The sequence below is a fragment of the Pseudomonas sp. Sample_22 genome (genome assembly GCF_004307635.1).
In the GTDB taxonomy this organism is placed as follows: Bacteria; Pseudomonadota; Gammaproteobacteria; order Pseudomonadales; family Pseudomonadaceae; genus Aquipseudomonas.
In genome coordinates, this window is record NZ_RCNY01000066.1 from 12,102 (window position 1) to 27,076 (window position 14,975).

General features: G+C 59.9%; 15 protein-coding genes. 5 read left to right on the forward strand and 10 right to left on the reverse strand.

Going from position 1 to position 14,975, the window contains the following annotated elements:
• Positions 1–48 precede the first annotated feature (48 nt).
• On the forward strand, positions 49–618 hold the full coding sequence (phnN, locus tag D8U73_RS17445) for a phosphonate metabolism protein/1,5-bisphosphokinase (PRPP-forming) PhnN (protein ID WP_130905236.1): 570 nt from the start codon (positions 49–51) through the stop codon (positions 616–618).
• Positions 619–669: 51 nt separating this feature from the next.
• Here phnN and D8U73_RS17450 read toward each other — a convergent pair whose 3' ends face one another.
• On the reverse strand, positions 670–1,569 hold the full coding sequence (locus D8U73_RS17450) for a LysR family transcriptional regulator (protein WP_130905237.1): 900 nt from the start codon (positions 1,567–1,569) through the stop codon (positions 670–672).
• 278 nt (positions 1,570–1,847) lie between these two features.
• On the opposite strand from D8U73_RS17450, the gene D8U73_RS17455 reads away from it, so the two are divergent.
• Positions 1,848–2,033, forward strand: coding sequence for a type II toxin-antitoxin system HicA family toxin (locus tag D8U73_RS17455; RefSeq protein WP_130905274.1), 186 nt, complete (start codon positions 1,848–1,850; stop codon positions 2,031–2,033).
• Positions 2,033–2,437, forward strand: a complete 405-nt coding sequence (locus D8U73_RS17460) for a type II toxin-antitoxin system HicB family antitoxin (protein ID WP_056852984.1) — start codon at positions 2,033–2,035, stop codon at positions 2,435–2,437. Before D8U73_RS17455 ends, D8U73_RS17460 begins: the two co-directional genes overlap by 1 nt.
• 93 nt (positions 2,438–2,530) lie before the next feature.
• Here D8U73_RS17460 and D8U73_RS17465 read toward each other — a convergent pair whose 3' ends face one another.
• The 9 genes from D8U73_RS17465 to gcl all read right to left on the reverse strand — a co-directional run bounded on the left by D8U73_RS17465 (position 2,531) and on the right by gcl (position 13,592).
• Positions 2,531–3,736 carry an MFS transporter gene (locus D8U73_RS17465; protein WP_130905238.1) on the reverse strand — a complete coding sequence of 402 codons (1,206 nt, stop codon included), beginning with the start codon at positions 3,734–3,736 and terminating at the stop codon, positions 2,531–2,533.
• Between the two features lie 178 nt (positions 3,737–3,914).
• A complete protein-coding gene (locus tag D8U73_RS17470; RefSeq protein ID WP_130905239.1) occupies positions 3,915–4,910 on the reverse strand; it encodes a sulfate ABC transporter substrate-binding protein in 996 nt (331 codons plus the stop codon).
• Between the two features lie 93 nt (positions 4,911–5,003).
• Positions 5,004–5,828, reverse strand: coding sequence for an ion transporter (locus D8U73_RS17475; RefSeq protein WP_056852981.1), 825 nt, complete (start codon positions 5,826–5,828; stop codon positions 5,004–5,006).
• A 21-nt stretch (positions 5,829–5,849) separates the two neighbouring features.
• The gene (locus D8U73_RS17480) at positions 5,850–6,764 is read right to left on the reverse strand and encodes an urea transporter (RefSeq protein WP_130905240.1); all 915 of its coding nucleotides are present in this window, start codon (positions 6,762–6,764) and stop codon (positions 5,850–5,852) included.
• 187 nt (positions 6,765–6,951) lie between these two features.
• Positions 6,952–8,367 carry a pyruvate kinase gene (gene pyk / locus D8U73_RS17485; protein WP_056852979.1) on the reverse strand — a complete coding sequence of 472 codons (1,416 nt, stop codon included), beginning with the start codon at positions 8,365–8,367 and terminating at the stop codon, positions 6,952–6,954.
• Positions 8,364–9,638 carry a glycerate kinase gene (locus D8U73_RS17490; protein ID WP_056852978.1) on the reverse strand — a complete coding sequence of 425 codons (1,275 nt, stop codon included), beginning with the start codon at positions 9,636–9,638 and terminating at the stop codon, positions 8,364–8,366. The genes pyk and D8U73_RS17490 overlap by 4 nt, the downstream gene beginning before the upstream one ends.
• 157 nt (positions 9,639–9,795) lie before the next feature.
• On the reverse strand, positions 9,796–10,689 hold the full coding sequence (locus tag D8U73_RS17495) for a 2-hydroxy-3-oxopropionate reductase (protein WP_130905241.1): 894 nt from the start codon (positions 10,687–10,689) through the stop codon (positions 9,796–9,798).
• A 200-nt stretch (positions 10,690–10,889) separates the two neighbouring features.
• The gene (hyi, locus tag D8U73_RS17500; protein WP_130905242.1) at positions 10,890–11,672 is read right to left on the reverse strand and encodes a hydroxypyruvate isomerase; all 783 of its coding nucleotides are present in this window, start codon (positions 11,670–11,672) and stop codon (positions 10,890–10,892) included.
• 144 nt (positions 11,673–11,816) lie between these two features.
• Entirely contained in the window at positions 11,817–13,592 is a 1,776-nt protein-coding gene (gene gcl / locus D8U73_RS17505) for a glyoxylate carboligase (RefSeq protein WP_130905243.1), read from the reverse strand.
• A 268-nt stretch (positions 13,593–13,860) separates the two neighbouring features.
• Between gcl and D8U73_RS17510 the strand changes: the two genes are divergently transcribed.
• Both D8U73_RS17510 and D8U73_RS17515 read left to right on the forward strand, forming a co-directional pair.
• Entirely contained in the window at positions 13,861–14,301 is a 441-nt protein-coding gene (locus tag D8U73_RS17510; RefSeq protein WP_056852976.1) for a heme-binding protein, read from the forward strand.
• Between the two features lie 209 nt (positions 14,302–14,510).
• Positions 14,511–14,969, forward strand: a complete 459-nt coding sequence (locus D8U73_RS17515) for a transposase (RefSeq protein WP_056852975.1) — start codon at positions 14,511–14,513, stop codon at positions 14,967–14,969.
• The last annotated feature ends 6 nt before the right edge of the window (positions 14,970–14,975 follow it).

Sequence of the window (14,975 nt, forward strand, 5' to 3'; positions counted from 1 at the left end):
GTTTGCCAGTGGCCTTACCAATAAACGACCAATGCCGAGGGTATGTTGATGTCAGGCAGGTTGATCTATCTCATCGGACCTTCCGGTTCGGGCAAGGACAGCCTGTTGGATGCTGCGCGCGCGCGGCTGGCCGAACGTGGCTGCCGCATCGTTCGACGCGTGATCACACGTTCGGCCGAAGCGCTGGGTGAAGCGGCGCTGGGCGTCAGCACGCAGCAGTTCGCCGAGATGGAAGCACAGGGTGCGTTTGCCTTGAGCTGGCATGCCAATGGCCTCTCGTATGGCATCCCGCGGGAAATCGACGATTGGCTGGCCGCTGGCAATGACGTGCTGGTCAACGGCTCGCGCGGGCACTTGCAGAACGCTCGCGCGCGTTATCCGAACATGCACGTGGTGCTGCTGACCGTGGACCAAACCGTGTTGCGTGCACGTTTGTTGGCCCGAGGGCGCGAATCCGTGGCGGAAATCGATGCGCGACTGGCGCGCAATGCCCGTTTCAACAAGCGTGTCCTTGCCGACAACGACCCGACCTTGCGGATACTCGACAATTCCGGAGCCTTGGAAAATACAGTGACGCGCTTGCTTGAATGCATTGATGAGCAATCCGCATGGGCATGATGCTGGCGGCCGGGTCTACCTCGGTTGAATTTCGGTAAAAGCTTCGCCCCGTCATCGATGGGCACTGGCCTGTGTCATCAACAATCCCTGCACATATTCCACAAACGCCCGCGCCTTGGCGCTGGCCATTCTGCCGGTGGGGAACACGGCCCACAGGTCCTGATTGGGCAAGGTCCATTCGTGCATGACTTCACGGACCGCACCGCTGGCCAGCTCCGGCGCGAACATCCACTGCGACGCCATGGTCAGCCCTTGATGGGACAGTACGGCCGCACGCAATCCTTCTGCGGCGCTGATGCGCAGGCGGCCATTGATGATCACCGATTGCTCCTCTCCAGCCCTTTTGAACAGCCAGTTGGCGCTGCCGCCCAGGGTGTAGACGATTGCCTGATGATTGCACAGGTCTGATGGACAAGTGGGTTCAGGGTGTTTTTCGAAGTACGCCGGTGTACCCAGCACGACGCGCCGACATTCGGCGATCTTGCGCGCGGTGAGCCCCGAGTCGCTCAAGGTGCCCATTCGCAGAGCGACATCAACGCCTTCTTCCACCAGATTGACGTTGCGATCATCGAGCATCAGGTCAATGTTCAGTTCCGGGTTCTGCTCAAGAAATGGCCCAAGGTACGGCACGATATGTATTCGGCCGAACGTCACCGCAGTGCAGGCACGCAGATTGCCAGTCAGTCCGCGGGCCGCACCGCGGGCGGCGGCCTCTGCCTCATCGGCTTCTTCGAGGGCGCGTTTGGCCCGCTCGAAGAATGCCAGCCCGGCCTCGGTGGGCGCCAGGCCCCGGGTGGAACGCAACAACAGTCGCACCGCCAGCCGCGATTCGAGTTGCGCGATGATTTTCGACACGGCGGGCTGACCGATATTCAGGCGTCTGGCCGCTGCGGAAAACGACCCGGTTTCCACCACGTAGACAAAGGTTTCCATTGCGCCCAGGCGATCCATCGGTAGTCCTTTTAGAGATTCAATGCACAAGCGAACCTGCTGGCGATAGTCGCCTATCGGTCAGGCCCTGGTCATTGAGTGTAATCGGGGCAGGCTTTGGCGTAACCGGCCACGCCGCTTTCTGCCGGAAAGGAAGAAGCGTCGGATAACACACTTTGTAAAACAGCCGAGCGTCGCGTCTGGCGTTTTTGTGCTTGAGTAAAGATAACTCTAGGGTTACTTTTGATTGGGCCGAAGCAAGGAGGCGGGTGGTGTAGAGCAGGCTATTGATCAAGGAAATGATGGAGGCGGGTTGGACACTGGATCGGGTCACTGGCAGTCATCACATCTTCACTCACCGTTTCAACCCATACACGATTCCCGTTCCCCATCCGAAAAAGGCTTTACCCCTGGGAACGGTCAAGAGCATCAGGAGGCGAGCCGGGCTGTTTTGCCCGCCAGCCAGTTACACAGGAGATCCATAATGCAATATCCAATCTGTATCGAATGGGGCGACGAGAACACTGCCATCGGTATTCAGATCCCCGATATTCCCGGAGCGGTCACGGCCGGGGATACCTTTGAAGATGCTTACAACGCTGCTGTTGAAATTGCCCACATCATGCTGCAGGAAATAGCCGCAGACGGAGAAACGATTCCGATGCCGACTTCGGCGGCGATGCATCGTGCCAATCCGGAATTCGCCGACATGGGCTGGGGCATGCTGGAACTGGACATCTCGCCTTACATGGGCAAAACCGAGAAGGTCAATGTCACCTTGCCCGGCTATGTGATCCAGCGTATCGACCGCTATGTGCGTGAGCACAATGTCAAAAGCCGCTCGTCATTTCTGGCGGATGCGGCGCTGGAGAAGCTGGTTCGGCAATAAGTATTTTCAACTGCACGGCAATCGAGAGCAGGCTCGCTCCCTCAGTGTTCACCCATGACTTGTGGGCGCGAGCCTGCTCTGGATGTTCTGAAACTAAGCCGTCGCCAACGCGACTTTCTGCGAAACACACAGAAACCGCGCCAGCGCCAACAACGCAAACGCACTGCCGACAATCACAATCCACAACCAGCCTCCGTGTTCGTACACCGGGCTGGCCACCGAAGAGCCGAATGCGCCGCCGATGAAGATGCTGGTCATGTACAACGCATTCAGGCGACTGCGGCTTTTTGCATCGAGGGCGTAGACCGCGCGCTGGCCGAGGACCATGTTCATCTGTACGCAGAAATCCAGCAGCACCCCGGTCACGGCGAGGCCGATGACGCTGTAGATCGGGTGGATGAACGCGGGCAAAAAGCTCAGGCTGGCGAACAGCAACGCCAACAGCGAAGCAATGCGAGTATGCCCGGCGTCGGCGAGACGACCAGCGATGGGCGCGGCGATGGCGCCGATGGCTCCAACCAGGGCGAAGATCGCGATCTGGCTTTGCGACAGTCCATGGTTGCGCGCCAGTTCCAGCGGCACGGCAGTCCAGAACAGGCTGAACGTGGCGAACATGCAACCCTGATAAAACGCTCGTTGACGCAACACCGGCTGCCGACGCAACAGCGTCCACAACGAACCCAGCAGTTGGCCGTAGGACGCGCTGTGATCAGGCTGGCGCTTGGGAATGGTCACCGCCAGGACAATGCTGATCGCGGCCATCAAGATCGCCGCGATCACGAACATCGCTCGCCAGCCGAAATGGTCGGCGACGACACTGGAAACCGGTCGGGCCAGCAAAATCCCCAGCAGCAAACCACCCATGATCCCGCCGACCACGCGCCCGCGAGACTCTTCCGGCGCCAGATGCGCGGCCAGTGGAATCAGGATCTGCACCGACACCGAACTGAACCCCACCAGCAGCGAAATCAGCAAAAACACGTTCGGCTGATCGGTGAACGCCGCGCCCAGCAGGCTGGCAATCGCTATCAGTGTGGTGATGATCATCAGCCGGCGATTTTCCAGGAGATCGCCCAAGGGCACCAGGAAAAACAGGCCCAACGCATAGCCGATCTGGGTCAGCGAAACGATCAGGCTGGCCATGGTGTTGGTCAGGCCGATGTCTGGAGCAATCAGGCCGATGATCGGTTGGGCATAGTAGATGTTGGCGACAATGGCGCCGCAACAGAAGGCGAACAGCAGCACCATGCCTCGGGTCATTGTCGCGGTGCCGTGAGGCACCTGGGTCGCGGGTTTCATAATGTGTCTCTTAGTACAGAGGGGATGCGCGCAGGGTAAGGGCCTGGCCGAAACGGCGGAAGAGGGATTGCAGTGATAGTAGTCATTCCATTGCGGAATGAGAGACGGGCTTGCGTTCTATCAAAGGCAAAAAGGCGACCTGCCAAGGTCGCCTTTTTTTGGGGCCCGAACTCAGGGTTTACGGAGCATAAATCTGGTCGAAAACACCGCCATCATTGAAGTGGGTTTTCTGCACGGTGCGCCAGTCACCGAAGGTCTTTTCCACCGACAGGAAGTCGACTTTCGGGAAGCGGTCGGTGTATTTGGCCAGCACGGCCGGGTCGCGCGGACGCAGGTAGTTGGCCGCCGCGATTTCCTGGCCTTGCGGCGACCACAGGTATTTCAGGTATTCCTCGGCAGCGGCGCGGGTGCCTTTCTTGTCGACGGTTTTGTCGACCACGGACACCGGTGGCTCGGCTTCAGCGGAGACGCTTGGGTAGATCACTTCGAACTGGTCGCGGCCGAATTCGCGGGCGATCATTTCCGCTTCGTTTTCAAAGGTCACCAGCACGTCGCCGATCTGGTTGGTCATGAACGTCGTCGTAGCGGCGCGGCCACCGGTGTCCAGTACAGGCGCTTGCTTGAACAGCTTGCCGACGAAGTCTTTGGCCTTGTTTTCGTCGCCGCCGTTTTTCAGCACATAGCCCCACGCCGACAGGTAGGTGTAGCGACCGTTACCGGAAGTTTTCGGGTTCGGCACGATGACTTGCACGCCATCCTTGAGCAAGTCCGGCCAGTCTTTCAGGGCTTTCGGGTTGCCCTTGCGCACGATGAACACCGTGGCTGAAGTGAACGGTGCACTGTTGTTCGGCAGACGGGTGACCCAGTTGTCCGGCACCAGTTTGCCGTTGTCCGCCAGGGCGTTGATGTCGGTGGCCATGTTCATGGTGATCACGTCAGCCGGCAAACCATCGATGACTGAGCGCGCCTGTTTGCTGGAACCGCCGAACGACATTTGCAGAGTGATGTTTTCGTTGTGCTCGGCTTGCCAGTGCTTCTGGAACGCAGTGTTGTAGTCCTTGTAGAAATCGCGCATCACGTCGTAGGAAACGTTGAGCAGGGTCGGTGCAGCCTGAGCCACGCTTGACAGGGCCAGGCCAGCCGCCAGGAGTGAAGCGCCAAAGAGTTTTTTCACTGCGAATTCCTTGTTCTATTAAAAATGAGAGGCAATTTGCCAGCGACTATAGCCGGGCTCGCATAGGCCTTTAAAGATTAAAAAGCACTTTGCTTATTCCATTTTTTTGAACAGCGCGTTACCACAACGGGAGCAGAAGGCGGCACCGTGTTCGTGGCTGTTTTTCCGGCACACCGGGCAATCATGTTGCAGCTGTTCGCCGCGCATGGCGTTGGCCAATTCGGCGGTGAAAATCCCGGTGGGCACGGCAATGATCGAGTAACCGGTGATCATCACCAGCGACGAAACCACCTGGCCCAGCGGGGTTTTCGGCACGATGTCACCGAACCCCACGGTGGTCAGGGTCACAATCGCCCAATAGATGCCTTTGGGAATGCTGGTAAAGCCATGTTCCGGACCTTCGATCACGTACATCAGCGTGCCGAACACCGTCACCAGTGTGCAGACACTGACCAGAAACACCACGATCTTCTGCTTGCTGCCACGCAACGCCGACATCAAGTAGTTGGCTTGCTTGAGGTAAGGACTGAGCTTGAGCACGCGGAAGATCCGCAGCATCCGAATGATCCGGATGATCAGCAGGTACTGCGCATCGGCGTAATACAGCGCGAGGATCCCGGGCACGATCGCCAGCAGATCCACCAGCCCGTAAAAACTGAAGGCATAGCGCAAAGGCTTGGGTGAGCAGTACAGGCGCAGGATGTATTCGCCGAGGAAAATGACCGTAAAACCCCACTCGATATAGGCAAGTACATCGGCGTAGTTTTTGTGAATGCTGTCGATGCTGTCGAGCATCACGACCACCAGGCTGGCGAGGATGATCAACAGCAGAATGCCGTCGAAACGCCGGCCGGCCTTGGTGTCGCTCTGGAAAATCATGACGTAAAGGTCTTCACGCCAATTTTTGCTGCTGTTCATGGAAAACGCCTGACTCGATGATCAGCGCAGCCTAGGTTGATTCTCCTCCAGAGTGCAAGGCGTATGGGGGACAGTGGCCTTGGCAAATATTTGCGCAACACTGCCAACCAGCCAGCAGGCAAGGATGAATGGCGCGGTCAGCGTCGGCATGCCGGCGGCGGCAAACATCGGTGTCAGCAGCAGCGCCAGTCCGATGCCGACCAGCGGCAGCCACGGGTGCTGGCGTTGCGAGCTGAGGGCGAGGGCGGCGAGTACGGCGTTGTATCCACCGAGGCCGAGCAACGCATTGTAGAAATCATGATTCAACATGCTCCAGCCCATGCCCGCGACAGAGGCCAGCAATGCCCAACAGAACGCACGGCGATCAGCGATCAGCAATCCGGCTGCAATCATCGCACCTGCCAGCGGATGACCGAAGAACATCACCTGGCCAATGCCTTTGAGCGGTGCGGCCAGCATGTTCAGCGGGCTGACTTCGATCAAGTGCGCTGTTGTCGACGGTGTCGCGAAACACAGCAGCAGCCAGCCCAGCACGACGAAGGGCGTGGTGTAGGCGGGCAGGTACTGGCTGAGTCGCACGCGCTTGATCCACTGTTGCGTGATCATTGCGCTCAGGCCTCCAGCGGCCAGAATCAGCGGCGGCATCAGCGCCGACCAAGGGAAATACAGGCTCAGCAGCAGACCGAGCAGCACGCCGTTGTAGCTGAACAACCCGGCCTGGCGATCAGCCTTGGCATAGTTGCGGCGTTGCGCGGTGAGCAAACCGGCGACGCCGCCAAGCATTGCTCCGCCAAGCAGGGCCGGGGCGGTGAACAGGATGGCTGAAAGAATCAGCAAACCGCACAGCGGATTGCGCTGGAGGAAAATCTGGCTGAAGCCGTTGAGCAAGGCTTCGGCCCAGTCGGGGCAGTGGGTATTGAAGTGATTGGCAGGCATGATGAAGTCTAGGGCAGTGGGAAAAACCAAGGTCTTGCACGAACTTTGTGGCGAGGGAACTCGCTCCCGCAGGGCTGCGAAGCAGCCCAAACTCGCTCAATGCGGTTTCTCTGTGGAACCCGTCATCAAAGCGACGACTGTTGCGCAGCCGAGCGGGAGCGAGCTCCCTCGCCACAGGCGTTGATCTTTAAATCAATGTTTCGATGCGCAAGGAGTTAGTCGACCCCGGCTGCCCAAACGGCACACCCGCAGTGATCAACAACGTGTCGCCGCGCTGCGCCATTCCTTGGGCCTGGGCGATCTCCAGGGCTGTTGAGCAGACTTCATCGACCTGACGCAGGCGATCGTTGACTACCGAGTGCACACCCCAGGCCACGGTCAGGCGACGAGCGGTTTGCAAGTTCGGTGTCAGGTTGAGGATCGGCACGGTCGGCCGTTCACGCGCAGCGCGCAAACTTGAAGTGCCCGACTCGCTGTAATTCACCAATACCGCCACCGGCAATACGTTGCTGATCCGGCGGATCGCGCAACTGATGGCATCGGAAACCGTGGCCTCGGCTTTCGGGCGGCTGACGTCGAGTTGTGCCTGATAGTCAGGGCCGTTTTCCACTTGGCGGATGATCTTGCTCATCATCTGCACGGCTTCGAGCGGGTATTCGCCAGACGCCGTTTCCGCCGACAGCATCACCGCGTCCGCACCTTCGGCTACGGCGTTGGCCACGTCGGTAACCTCGGCGCGGGTCGGGGCCGGTGAGAAGCGCATCGACTCCAGCATTTGCGTGGCCACCACCACCGGTTTACCGAGTTCGCGGCAGGTGCTGATGATGTTTTTCTGGATCTGCGGCACGCTTTCCGCCGGGACTTCCACGCCCAGGTCGCCGCGCGCGACCATGATTGCGTCGCTCAACTCGGCGATTTCCCGCAGTTGTTCAACCGCCGAAGGTTTCTCGATCTTGGCCATCAGGAACGCTTTATCGCCGATCAGTGTGCGGGCTTCGCGGATGTCGTCCGGGCGCTGTACGAACGACAGCGCCACCCAGTCCACACCCAACTCCAGGCCGAAACTCAGATCGCGGCGATCCTTGGCGGTCAGCGGACTCAGGTCGAGCACTGCTTGCGGCACGTTCACCCCTTTGCGATCCGACAGTTCGCCGCCGTTGAGCACCGTGGTGTCGATGGCGTCGGCGTACTTGGTGACCACCCGCAGGCGCAGCTTGCCGTCGTCCAGCAGCAGGTCCATGCCCGGCTCCAGCGCCGCAATGATCTCCGGATGTGGCAGGTTGACCCGGCGCTCATCGCCCGGCGTGGTATCCAGGTCCAGGCGCAGGGCCTGGCCGCGCACCAGTTGCACCTTGCCCTCGGCGAACTTGCCGACCCGCAGTTTCGGGCCTTGCAGGTCCATCAGGATCCCCAGCGGGTAATTCAACTGGCGCTCGACCTCGCGGATCCACTGGTAGCGCTGGGCATGGTCGGCGTGATCGCCGTGGCTGAAGTTCAGGCGGAAGATGTTGACCCCCGCCAGCACCAACTCGCGGATGTCGTCGATACCGTCGATGGCCGGGCCGAGGGTGGCGAGGATTTTGACCTTTTTATCAGGCGTCATGATGTTGGGCTCTCGAGGATCAGGATGGCGCGGAAGTCGTTGACATTGGTACGGGTCGGCTCGGTGACGATCAATGCGTCGAGCGCCTCGAAGTAGCCATAGCCATTGTTGTTGTCCAACTCGTCGCTGGCGCTCAAGCCAAGGGCGGCGGCGCGGGCGTAGCTGTCGGGGGTCATGATGGCGCCGGCGTTGTCTTCGGACCCATCGATGCCATCGGTATCGCCGGCCAGCGCATAGACGCCGGGCAGCCCCTTGAGGCTGTCGGTCAGGCTGAGCAGGAACTCGGCGTTGCGTCCGCCACGGCCGTTGCCGCGCACGGTGACGGTGGTTTCGCCGCCGGAAAGAATCACGCAGGGCGCCGCCAGCGGTTGGCCGTGCAATACGATTTGCCGGGCGATGCCGGCGTGGACCTTCGCCACGTCTCGGGATTCACCTTCCAGGTCGCCGAGGATCAGCGGGCTGAAGCCGGCCTGACGGCATTTCACGGCCGCCGCTTCCAGTGACTGCTGCGGGCGGGCGATCAACTGGAAATGGCTGCGGGCCAGGCTCGGATCGCCAGGCTTGACCGTTTCCGACTCCGGACTTTGCAGCCAGGTGCGCACCGAGGCCGGTACTTCGATGTGGTAGCGCTTGAGGATCGCCAGCGCTTCGGCGGACGTACTCGGGTCGGCCACGGTAGGGCCGGAGGCGATGACCGTGGCGAGGTCGCCCGGCACATCGGAAATCGCGTAGGTATAAACAGTGGCCGGCCAGCAGGCTTTGCCCAGCCGTCCACCTTTGATCGCCGAGAGGTGCTTGCGCACGCAGTTCATCTCGCCAATGGTCGCGCCAGACTTGAGCAGGGCTTTGTTGATCGATTGCTTGTCGGCCAGGGTGATGCCCTCGGCCGGCAGTGCCAACAGGGCTGAGCCGCCACCGGAGAGCAGGAAGATCACCCGGTCGGTTTCCGTCAGGTTGCTGACCAGTTCGAATACGCGCTTGGCCACGGCTTGACCGGCCGCGTCAGGCACGGGGTGTGCGGCTTCGACCACTTCGATTTTTTCGCAGGGGGCGCCGTGACCGTAACGGGTCACCACCAGCCCGGAGACTTCACCCTGCCAGCAGCGCTCGACCACCTGGGCCATGGCGGCTGCGGCTTTACCGGCACCGATGACGATCACTCGACCACTGCGGTCGGCAGGCAAATGAGCTTCGAGGACTTGCTGCGGATGCGCCGCGTCGATGGCTGTGGCAAACAGTTCGCGCAGCAGTTGTTGCGGATCGACCGACATGGCGGGCTCCCAATCTTATTGTTCTTGGTTAATGCTGATGATCGTTCCCACGCTCTGCGTGGGAATGCCTCAATGGACGCTCTGCGTCCGCTTTGGGACGCAGAGCGTCCCGGGCTGCATTCCCACGCAGAGCGTGGGAACGAGCGACGGGGCAGGATTAGTTCTTATCGCGAATCGAGAAATTCGCCATGTGTTCCAGGCCCTTGATCAGCGCCGAGTGGTCCCAGTTACTGCCACCGATGGCCGCGCAGGTGCTGAACACTTGCTGGGCGTTGGCGGTGTTCGGCAGGTTGATGTTCAGTTCCTTGGCACCTTGCAGGGCCAGGTTCAGGTCCTTCTGGTGCAGGCTGATGCGGAAGCCTGGATCAAAGGTGCCCTTGATCATGCGCTCGCCGTGCACTTCGAGGATCTTCGACGAAGCGAAACCGCCCATCAATGCTTCACGCACCTTGGCTGGGTCGGCACCGTTCTTCGCCGCGAACAGCAGGGCTTCGGCCACTGCCTGGATGTTCAGCGCAACGATGATCTGGTTTGCCACTTTCGCGGTCTGACCGTCGCCGTTACCACCAACCAGGGTGATGTTCTTGCCCATTGCCTGGAACAGCGGCAAGGCGCGTTCGAAGGCATCGGCATCGCCGCCGACCATGATGCTCAGGGTCGCAGCCTTGGCGCCAACTTCACCGCCGGACACCGGGGCGTCGAGGTATTGCGCGCCTTTCTCGTTGATCTTGGCCGCGAAAGCCTTGGTGGCGGTCGGCGAGATCGAGCTCATGTCGATCACGACTTTGCCTTTGCCGATACCCGCGGCAATGCCGTCGGCGCGGAACAGCACGTCATCGACCTGCGGGGTATCCGGCACCATGACGATGATGAATTCAGCTTCCTGGGCGACTTCTTTCGGGTTCGCCAGGGCAACGGCGCCAGCAGCGACCAGATCGGCAGGCGCGGCGTCGTGGTGTGCCGACAGGAACAGGCTGTGACCGGCTTTCTGCAGGTTCGCCGCCATTGGGTGGCCCATGATGCCGGTGCCGATAAATCCGATTTTAGCCATGAAAAAATCCTCTTGTTTTTGTGTAGCCAAATAATGTGCCGAACACACTTTGTGGCGAGGGAGCTTGCTCCCGCTCGGCTGCGAAGCAGTCGTAGATCCTGAGAACCGGTTCTGCCCGAATCACCATAGTGAATGGCTGTTGGGGGCGCTTCGCACCCCAGCGGGAGCAAGCTCCCTCGCCACAGAGGCCCGGTTTAAACTCAGATCGCGTTATGGGTTTTCAACCAGCCGAGGCCGGCTTCAGTGGTGGTCAGCGGCTTGTATTCGCAGCCGACCCAACCCTGGTAACCGATGCGGTCCAGGTGTTCGAACAGGAAGCGGTAGTTGATCTCACCGGTGCCTGGTTCGTTGCGCCCCGGGTTGTCCGCGAGCTGTACATGGTTGATCTCGCCCAGATGCGATTGCAGGGTGCGGGCCAGGTCGCCTTCCATGATTTGCATGTGGTAGATGTCGTATTGCAGGAACAGGTTGGCGCTGCCGACCTGCTCGCGAATCGACAGGGCTTGCGCGGTGTTGTTCAGGTAGAAGCCCGGGATGTCGCGGGTGTTGATCGCTTCCATCACCAGTTTGATGCCCGCCGCTTGCAGCTTGTCGGCGGCGTACTTGAGGTTGGCGACGAAGGTCTTCTCTACAGTGGCATCGTCCACGCCTTGCGGACGAATGCCGGCCAGGCAGTTGACCTGGGAGTTGCCCAGCACTTGCGCGTAAGCGATGGCCAGGTCGACTCCGGCGCGGAATTCTTCAACCCGGTCCGGCAGGCACGCGATACCGCGTTCGCCCTTGGCCCAGTCACCGGCCGGCAGATTGAACAGCACTTGGGTCAGACCGTTGGCGTCGAGCCTGGCCTTGATTTCGGCTGAGCTGAAGTCGTACGGGAACAGGTATTCGACACCACTGAAACCGGCCTTGGCGGCGGCGTCGAAACGGGCAAGGAAATCCTGTTCGGTGAACAGCATGGACAGGTTGGCTGCGAAACGCGGCATGGTGGTCTCCCGTTTTAGGTTCTCGTTCCCACGCTCTGCGTGGGAATGCCTCAATGGACGCTCTGCGTCCGCTTTGGGACGCAGAGCGTCCCGGGCTGCATTCCCACGCAGAGCGTGGGAACGATCATTCAGAGCGGTCAGCAGTTAATCAAGCAACGAAATCGCCGTTGGCGCATCGTTGCCGACCAGCGCCAGGTCTTCGAATTCGTTGACGGCGTTGATCTCGGTGCCCATGGAAATGTTGGTCACGCGTTCCAGAATAATTTCAACGATGACGGGCACCTTGAACTCTTCGATCAGTTCCTGAGCCTTGCGCAGGGCAGGCTGGATCTGAGCCGGTTCGAACACACGCAGTGCCTTGCAACCGAGGCCTTCGGCAACCGCGACGTGGTCGACACCGTAACCGTTGAGTTCCGGCGCGTTGAGGTTATCGAAGGACAGCTGCACGCAGTAATCCATGTCGAAACCGCGCTGTGCCTGACGAATCAGACCCAGGTACGAGTTGTTTACCACAACATGAATGTACGGCAGCTTGAACTGCGCGCCCACTGCCAATTCTTCGATCATGAACTGGAAGTCATAGTCCCCCGACAGGGCCACGACTTTACGGTTCGGATCAGCCTTGACCACACCCAGCGCTGCCGGAATGGTCCAGCCGAGCGGGCCGGCCTGACCGCAGTTGATCCAGTGACGCGGTTTGTAGACGTGCAGGAACTGCGCGCCGGCAATCTGCGACAGACCGATGGTGCTGACGTAGCAAGTTTCTTTGCCGAACACCTGGTTCATCTCTTCGTAAACGCGCTGCGGTTTGACCGGCACGTTGTCGAAGTGAGTCTTGCGTTGCAGGCTGGCCTTGCGCTGCTGGCAATCCTGCAGCCAGGCACTGCGGTTCTTCAGTTTGCCGGCGGCTTGCCATTCGCGAGCGACTTCGATGAACACGGTCAGCGCGGCGGCAGCGTCGGAAACGATGCCCAGGTCCGGGGTGAACACGCGGCCGATCTGCGTGCCTTCGATGTCGACGTGAATGAACTTGCGGCCTTCGGTATAGACATCGACCGAACCGGTATGACGGTTGGCCCAGCGGTTACCAATGCCCAGGACTACGTCGGATTTCAGCATCGTTGCGTTTCCGTAACGGTGCGAGGTTTGGAGGCCGACCATGCCGACCATCAGTGGGTGATCGTCCGGGATCGTACCCCAGCCCATCAGGGTCGGGATGACCGGGATACCGGTCAACTCGGCGAATTCCACCAGCAGGTCACTGGCGTCGGCATTGATGATCCCGCCACCGGCTACCAGCAATGGGCGTTCGGCCTGATCCAGCAAGGCCAGAGCCTTCTCGACCTGGACGCGACTGGCGGTCGGCTTGGCCAGCGGCAGTGGCTGGTAAGCGTCGATGTCGAATTCGATTTCAGCCATCTGCACGTCGAACGGCAGGTCGATCAGCACAGGACCAGGGCGGCCGGAGCGCATTTCATAAAAGGCTTTCTGGAACGCGTAGGGCACCTGGCCCGGTTCGAGAACGGTGGTTGCCCATTTGGTCACTGGCTTGACGATGCTGGTGATGTCGACAGCCTGGAAGTCTTCCTTGTGCATACGGGCGCGGGGTGCTTGCCCGGTGATGCAGAGGATTGGAATCGAGTCGGCCGAGGCGCTGTAGAGCCCGGTGACCATGTCGGTGCCGGCAGGGCCGGAAGTACCGATGCACACGCCGATGTTGCCGGCCTTGGTGCGGGTGTAACCCTCGGCCATGTGCGAGGCGCCTTCAACGTGGCGAGCGAGTACGTGATCGATGCCGCCGACCTTTTGCAGGGCGGAGTACAGCGGGTTGATGGCAGCACCCGGGATGCCAAAAGCGGTATCAACCCCTTCACGGCGCATCACCAGAACGGCGGCTTCGATTGCTCTCATTTTGCTCATGGTTTTGTGCCTCTTTACGTTTTGTAATTGTATACAAGTGGCTTTGCGCAGAGTGTATTCACGGCGGACGGCGCAGGTCAATCCATTTTCTCAAGCGCTCGTTTCATTCGTCGGAAGCCCGTTCTACTGTGGCTTTTCGTCGCATGTGGCGCTTTTCGATAATTATTGTATACAAAAAAATAATTCATTGTGTTCTATTTGTGGCATCGGACTGCGGCACAACGGCGCAGTCCCACGGCTTTCCGAAAAACAAAATGAGGACGGCACCATGAGCGCTTTAACCTTGAAAGTCGCAGTCAACCTGGTCAACGAGGCCATCACCGCAGGGCGTGCAATCTGCGCAGCGCCCTTGACCATCGCCGTGCTGGACGCTGGCGGACACCTGATCACCCTGCAACGCGAAGACGGCGCCAGCCTGCTGCGCCCGCAGGTCGCCATCGGCAAAGCCTGGGGCGCCATCGCCCTGGGCAAGGGCTCCCGCCTGTTGGCACTGGACGCGCAACAGCGCCCGGCCTTCATCGCCGCGTTGAACAGCCTGGGCCAGGGCAGTGTGGTGCCGGCACCCGGAGGTGTGCTGATTCGGAATCAGGACGGGAACGTGCTGGGGGCGGTGGGGATCAGCGGGGATCTGTCGGATGTGGATGAGCAGTGTGCGATCACTGCGATCGAGGCGTTGGGGTTGAGGGCGGATGCGGGGGTTGTGGCTTGATCTTTGGCGACTGAACCAGCGTCATCGCTGGCAAGCCAGCTCCCACAAGGATTGGGGTGTTCACATATTTTGCGGACACCATCAGACCTGTGGGAGCTGGCTTGCCAGCGATTGCAATCTGCCAGACACATCCAGCTAAAAGTGTGTGTTACCGCTCAGAGTTTCCCGGTCTAGCCTTTTCATGAGTTCATCATGAGAGAGGCAACGGAATGCCTGATTTCCCCGCATCAAACCGTCTGCGAACAGGTCGCTATGCCGAGCCCAGTCGAATCTATTTGCTGACGACCAACACGCTGGATCGAGAGCCGATTTTTACTGACTTCGCTTTGGGCAGATTGGTGGTTCATCAATTTCGCCGGGCACAGAATCTGGGATTGGCAAAATCACTGGCCTGGGTGGTCATGCCAGACCATTTTCATTGGCTGGTCGAACTGGAAAACTCCTCACTGCGCAGACTAATGCGCGAGACAAAGTCGCTTGTTACTCGAGAGGTGAATTTTTTCAGTAACAGGAACGGGCCGCTTTGGCAGCAGGGCTTTCACGACCGTGCGTTAAGGCGGGAAGATGATCTGGTGAAGATGGCGCGCTATGTAGTGGCCAACCCCTTGCGGGCTGGTCTGGTCGAGAGAATTGGTGATTACCCGCTGTGGGACGCCGTCTGGGTTTGAGTCAAT

Bases quoted from the DNA above. Each gene is read 5' to 3' on its own strand.
- phnN (WP_130905236.1), top strand. From the start codon at position 49: ATGTCAGGCAGGTTGATCTATCTCATCGGACCTTCCGGTTCGGGCAAG.
- D8U73_RS17450 (WP_130905237.1), bottom strand. From the start codon at position 1,569: ATGGATCGCCTGGGCGCAATGGAAACCTTTGTCTACGTGGTGGAAACC.
- D8U73_RS17455 (WP_130905274.1), top strand. From the start codon at position 1,848: ATGATGGAGGCGGGTTGGACACTGGATCGGGTCACTGGCAGTCATCAC.
- D8U73_RS17460 (WP_056852984.1), top strand. From the start codon at position 2,033: ATGCAATATCCAATCTGTATCGAATGGGGCGACGAGAACACTGCCATC.
- D8U73_RS17465 (WP_130905238.1), bottom strand. From the start codon at position 3,736: ATGAAACCCGCGACCCAGGTGCCTCACGGCACCGCGACAATGACCCGA.
- D8U73_RS17475 (WP_056852981.1), bottom strand. From the start codon at position 5,828: ATGAACAGCAGCAAAAATTGGCGTGAAGACCTTTACGTCATGATTTTC.
- D8U73_RS17480 (WP_130905240.1), bottom strand. From the start codon at position 6,764: ATGCCTGCCAATCACTTCAATACCCACTGCCCCGACTGGGCCGAAGCC.
- pyk (WP_056852979.1), bottom strand. From the start codon at position 8,367: ATGACGCCTGATAAAAAGGTCAAAATCCTCGCCACCCTCGGCCCGGCC.
- D8U73_RS17490 (WP_056852978.1), bottom strand. From the start codon at position 9,638: ATGTCGGTCGATCCGCAACAACTGCTGCGCGAACTGTTTGCCACAGCC.
- D8U73_RS17495 (WP_130905241.1), bottom strand. From the start codon at position 10,689: ATGGCTAAAATCGGATTTATCGGCACCGGCATCATGGGCCACCCAATG.
- hyi (WP_130905242.1), bottom strand. From the start codon at position 11,672: ATGCCGCGTTTCGCAGCCAACCTGTCCATGCTGTTCACCGAACAGGAT.
- gcl (WP_130905243.1), bottom strand. From the start codon at position 13,592: ATGAGCAAAATGAGAGCAATCGAAGCCGCCGTTCTGGTGATGCGCCGT.
- D8U73_RS17510 (WP_056852976.1), top strand. From the start codon at position 13,861: ATGAGCGCTTTAACCTTGAAAGTCGCAGTCAACCTGGTCAACGAGGCC.
- D8U73_RS17515 (WP_056852975.1), top strand. From the start codon at position 14,511: ATGCCTGATTTCCCCGCATCAAACCGTCTGCGAACAGGTCGCTATGCC.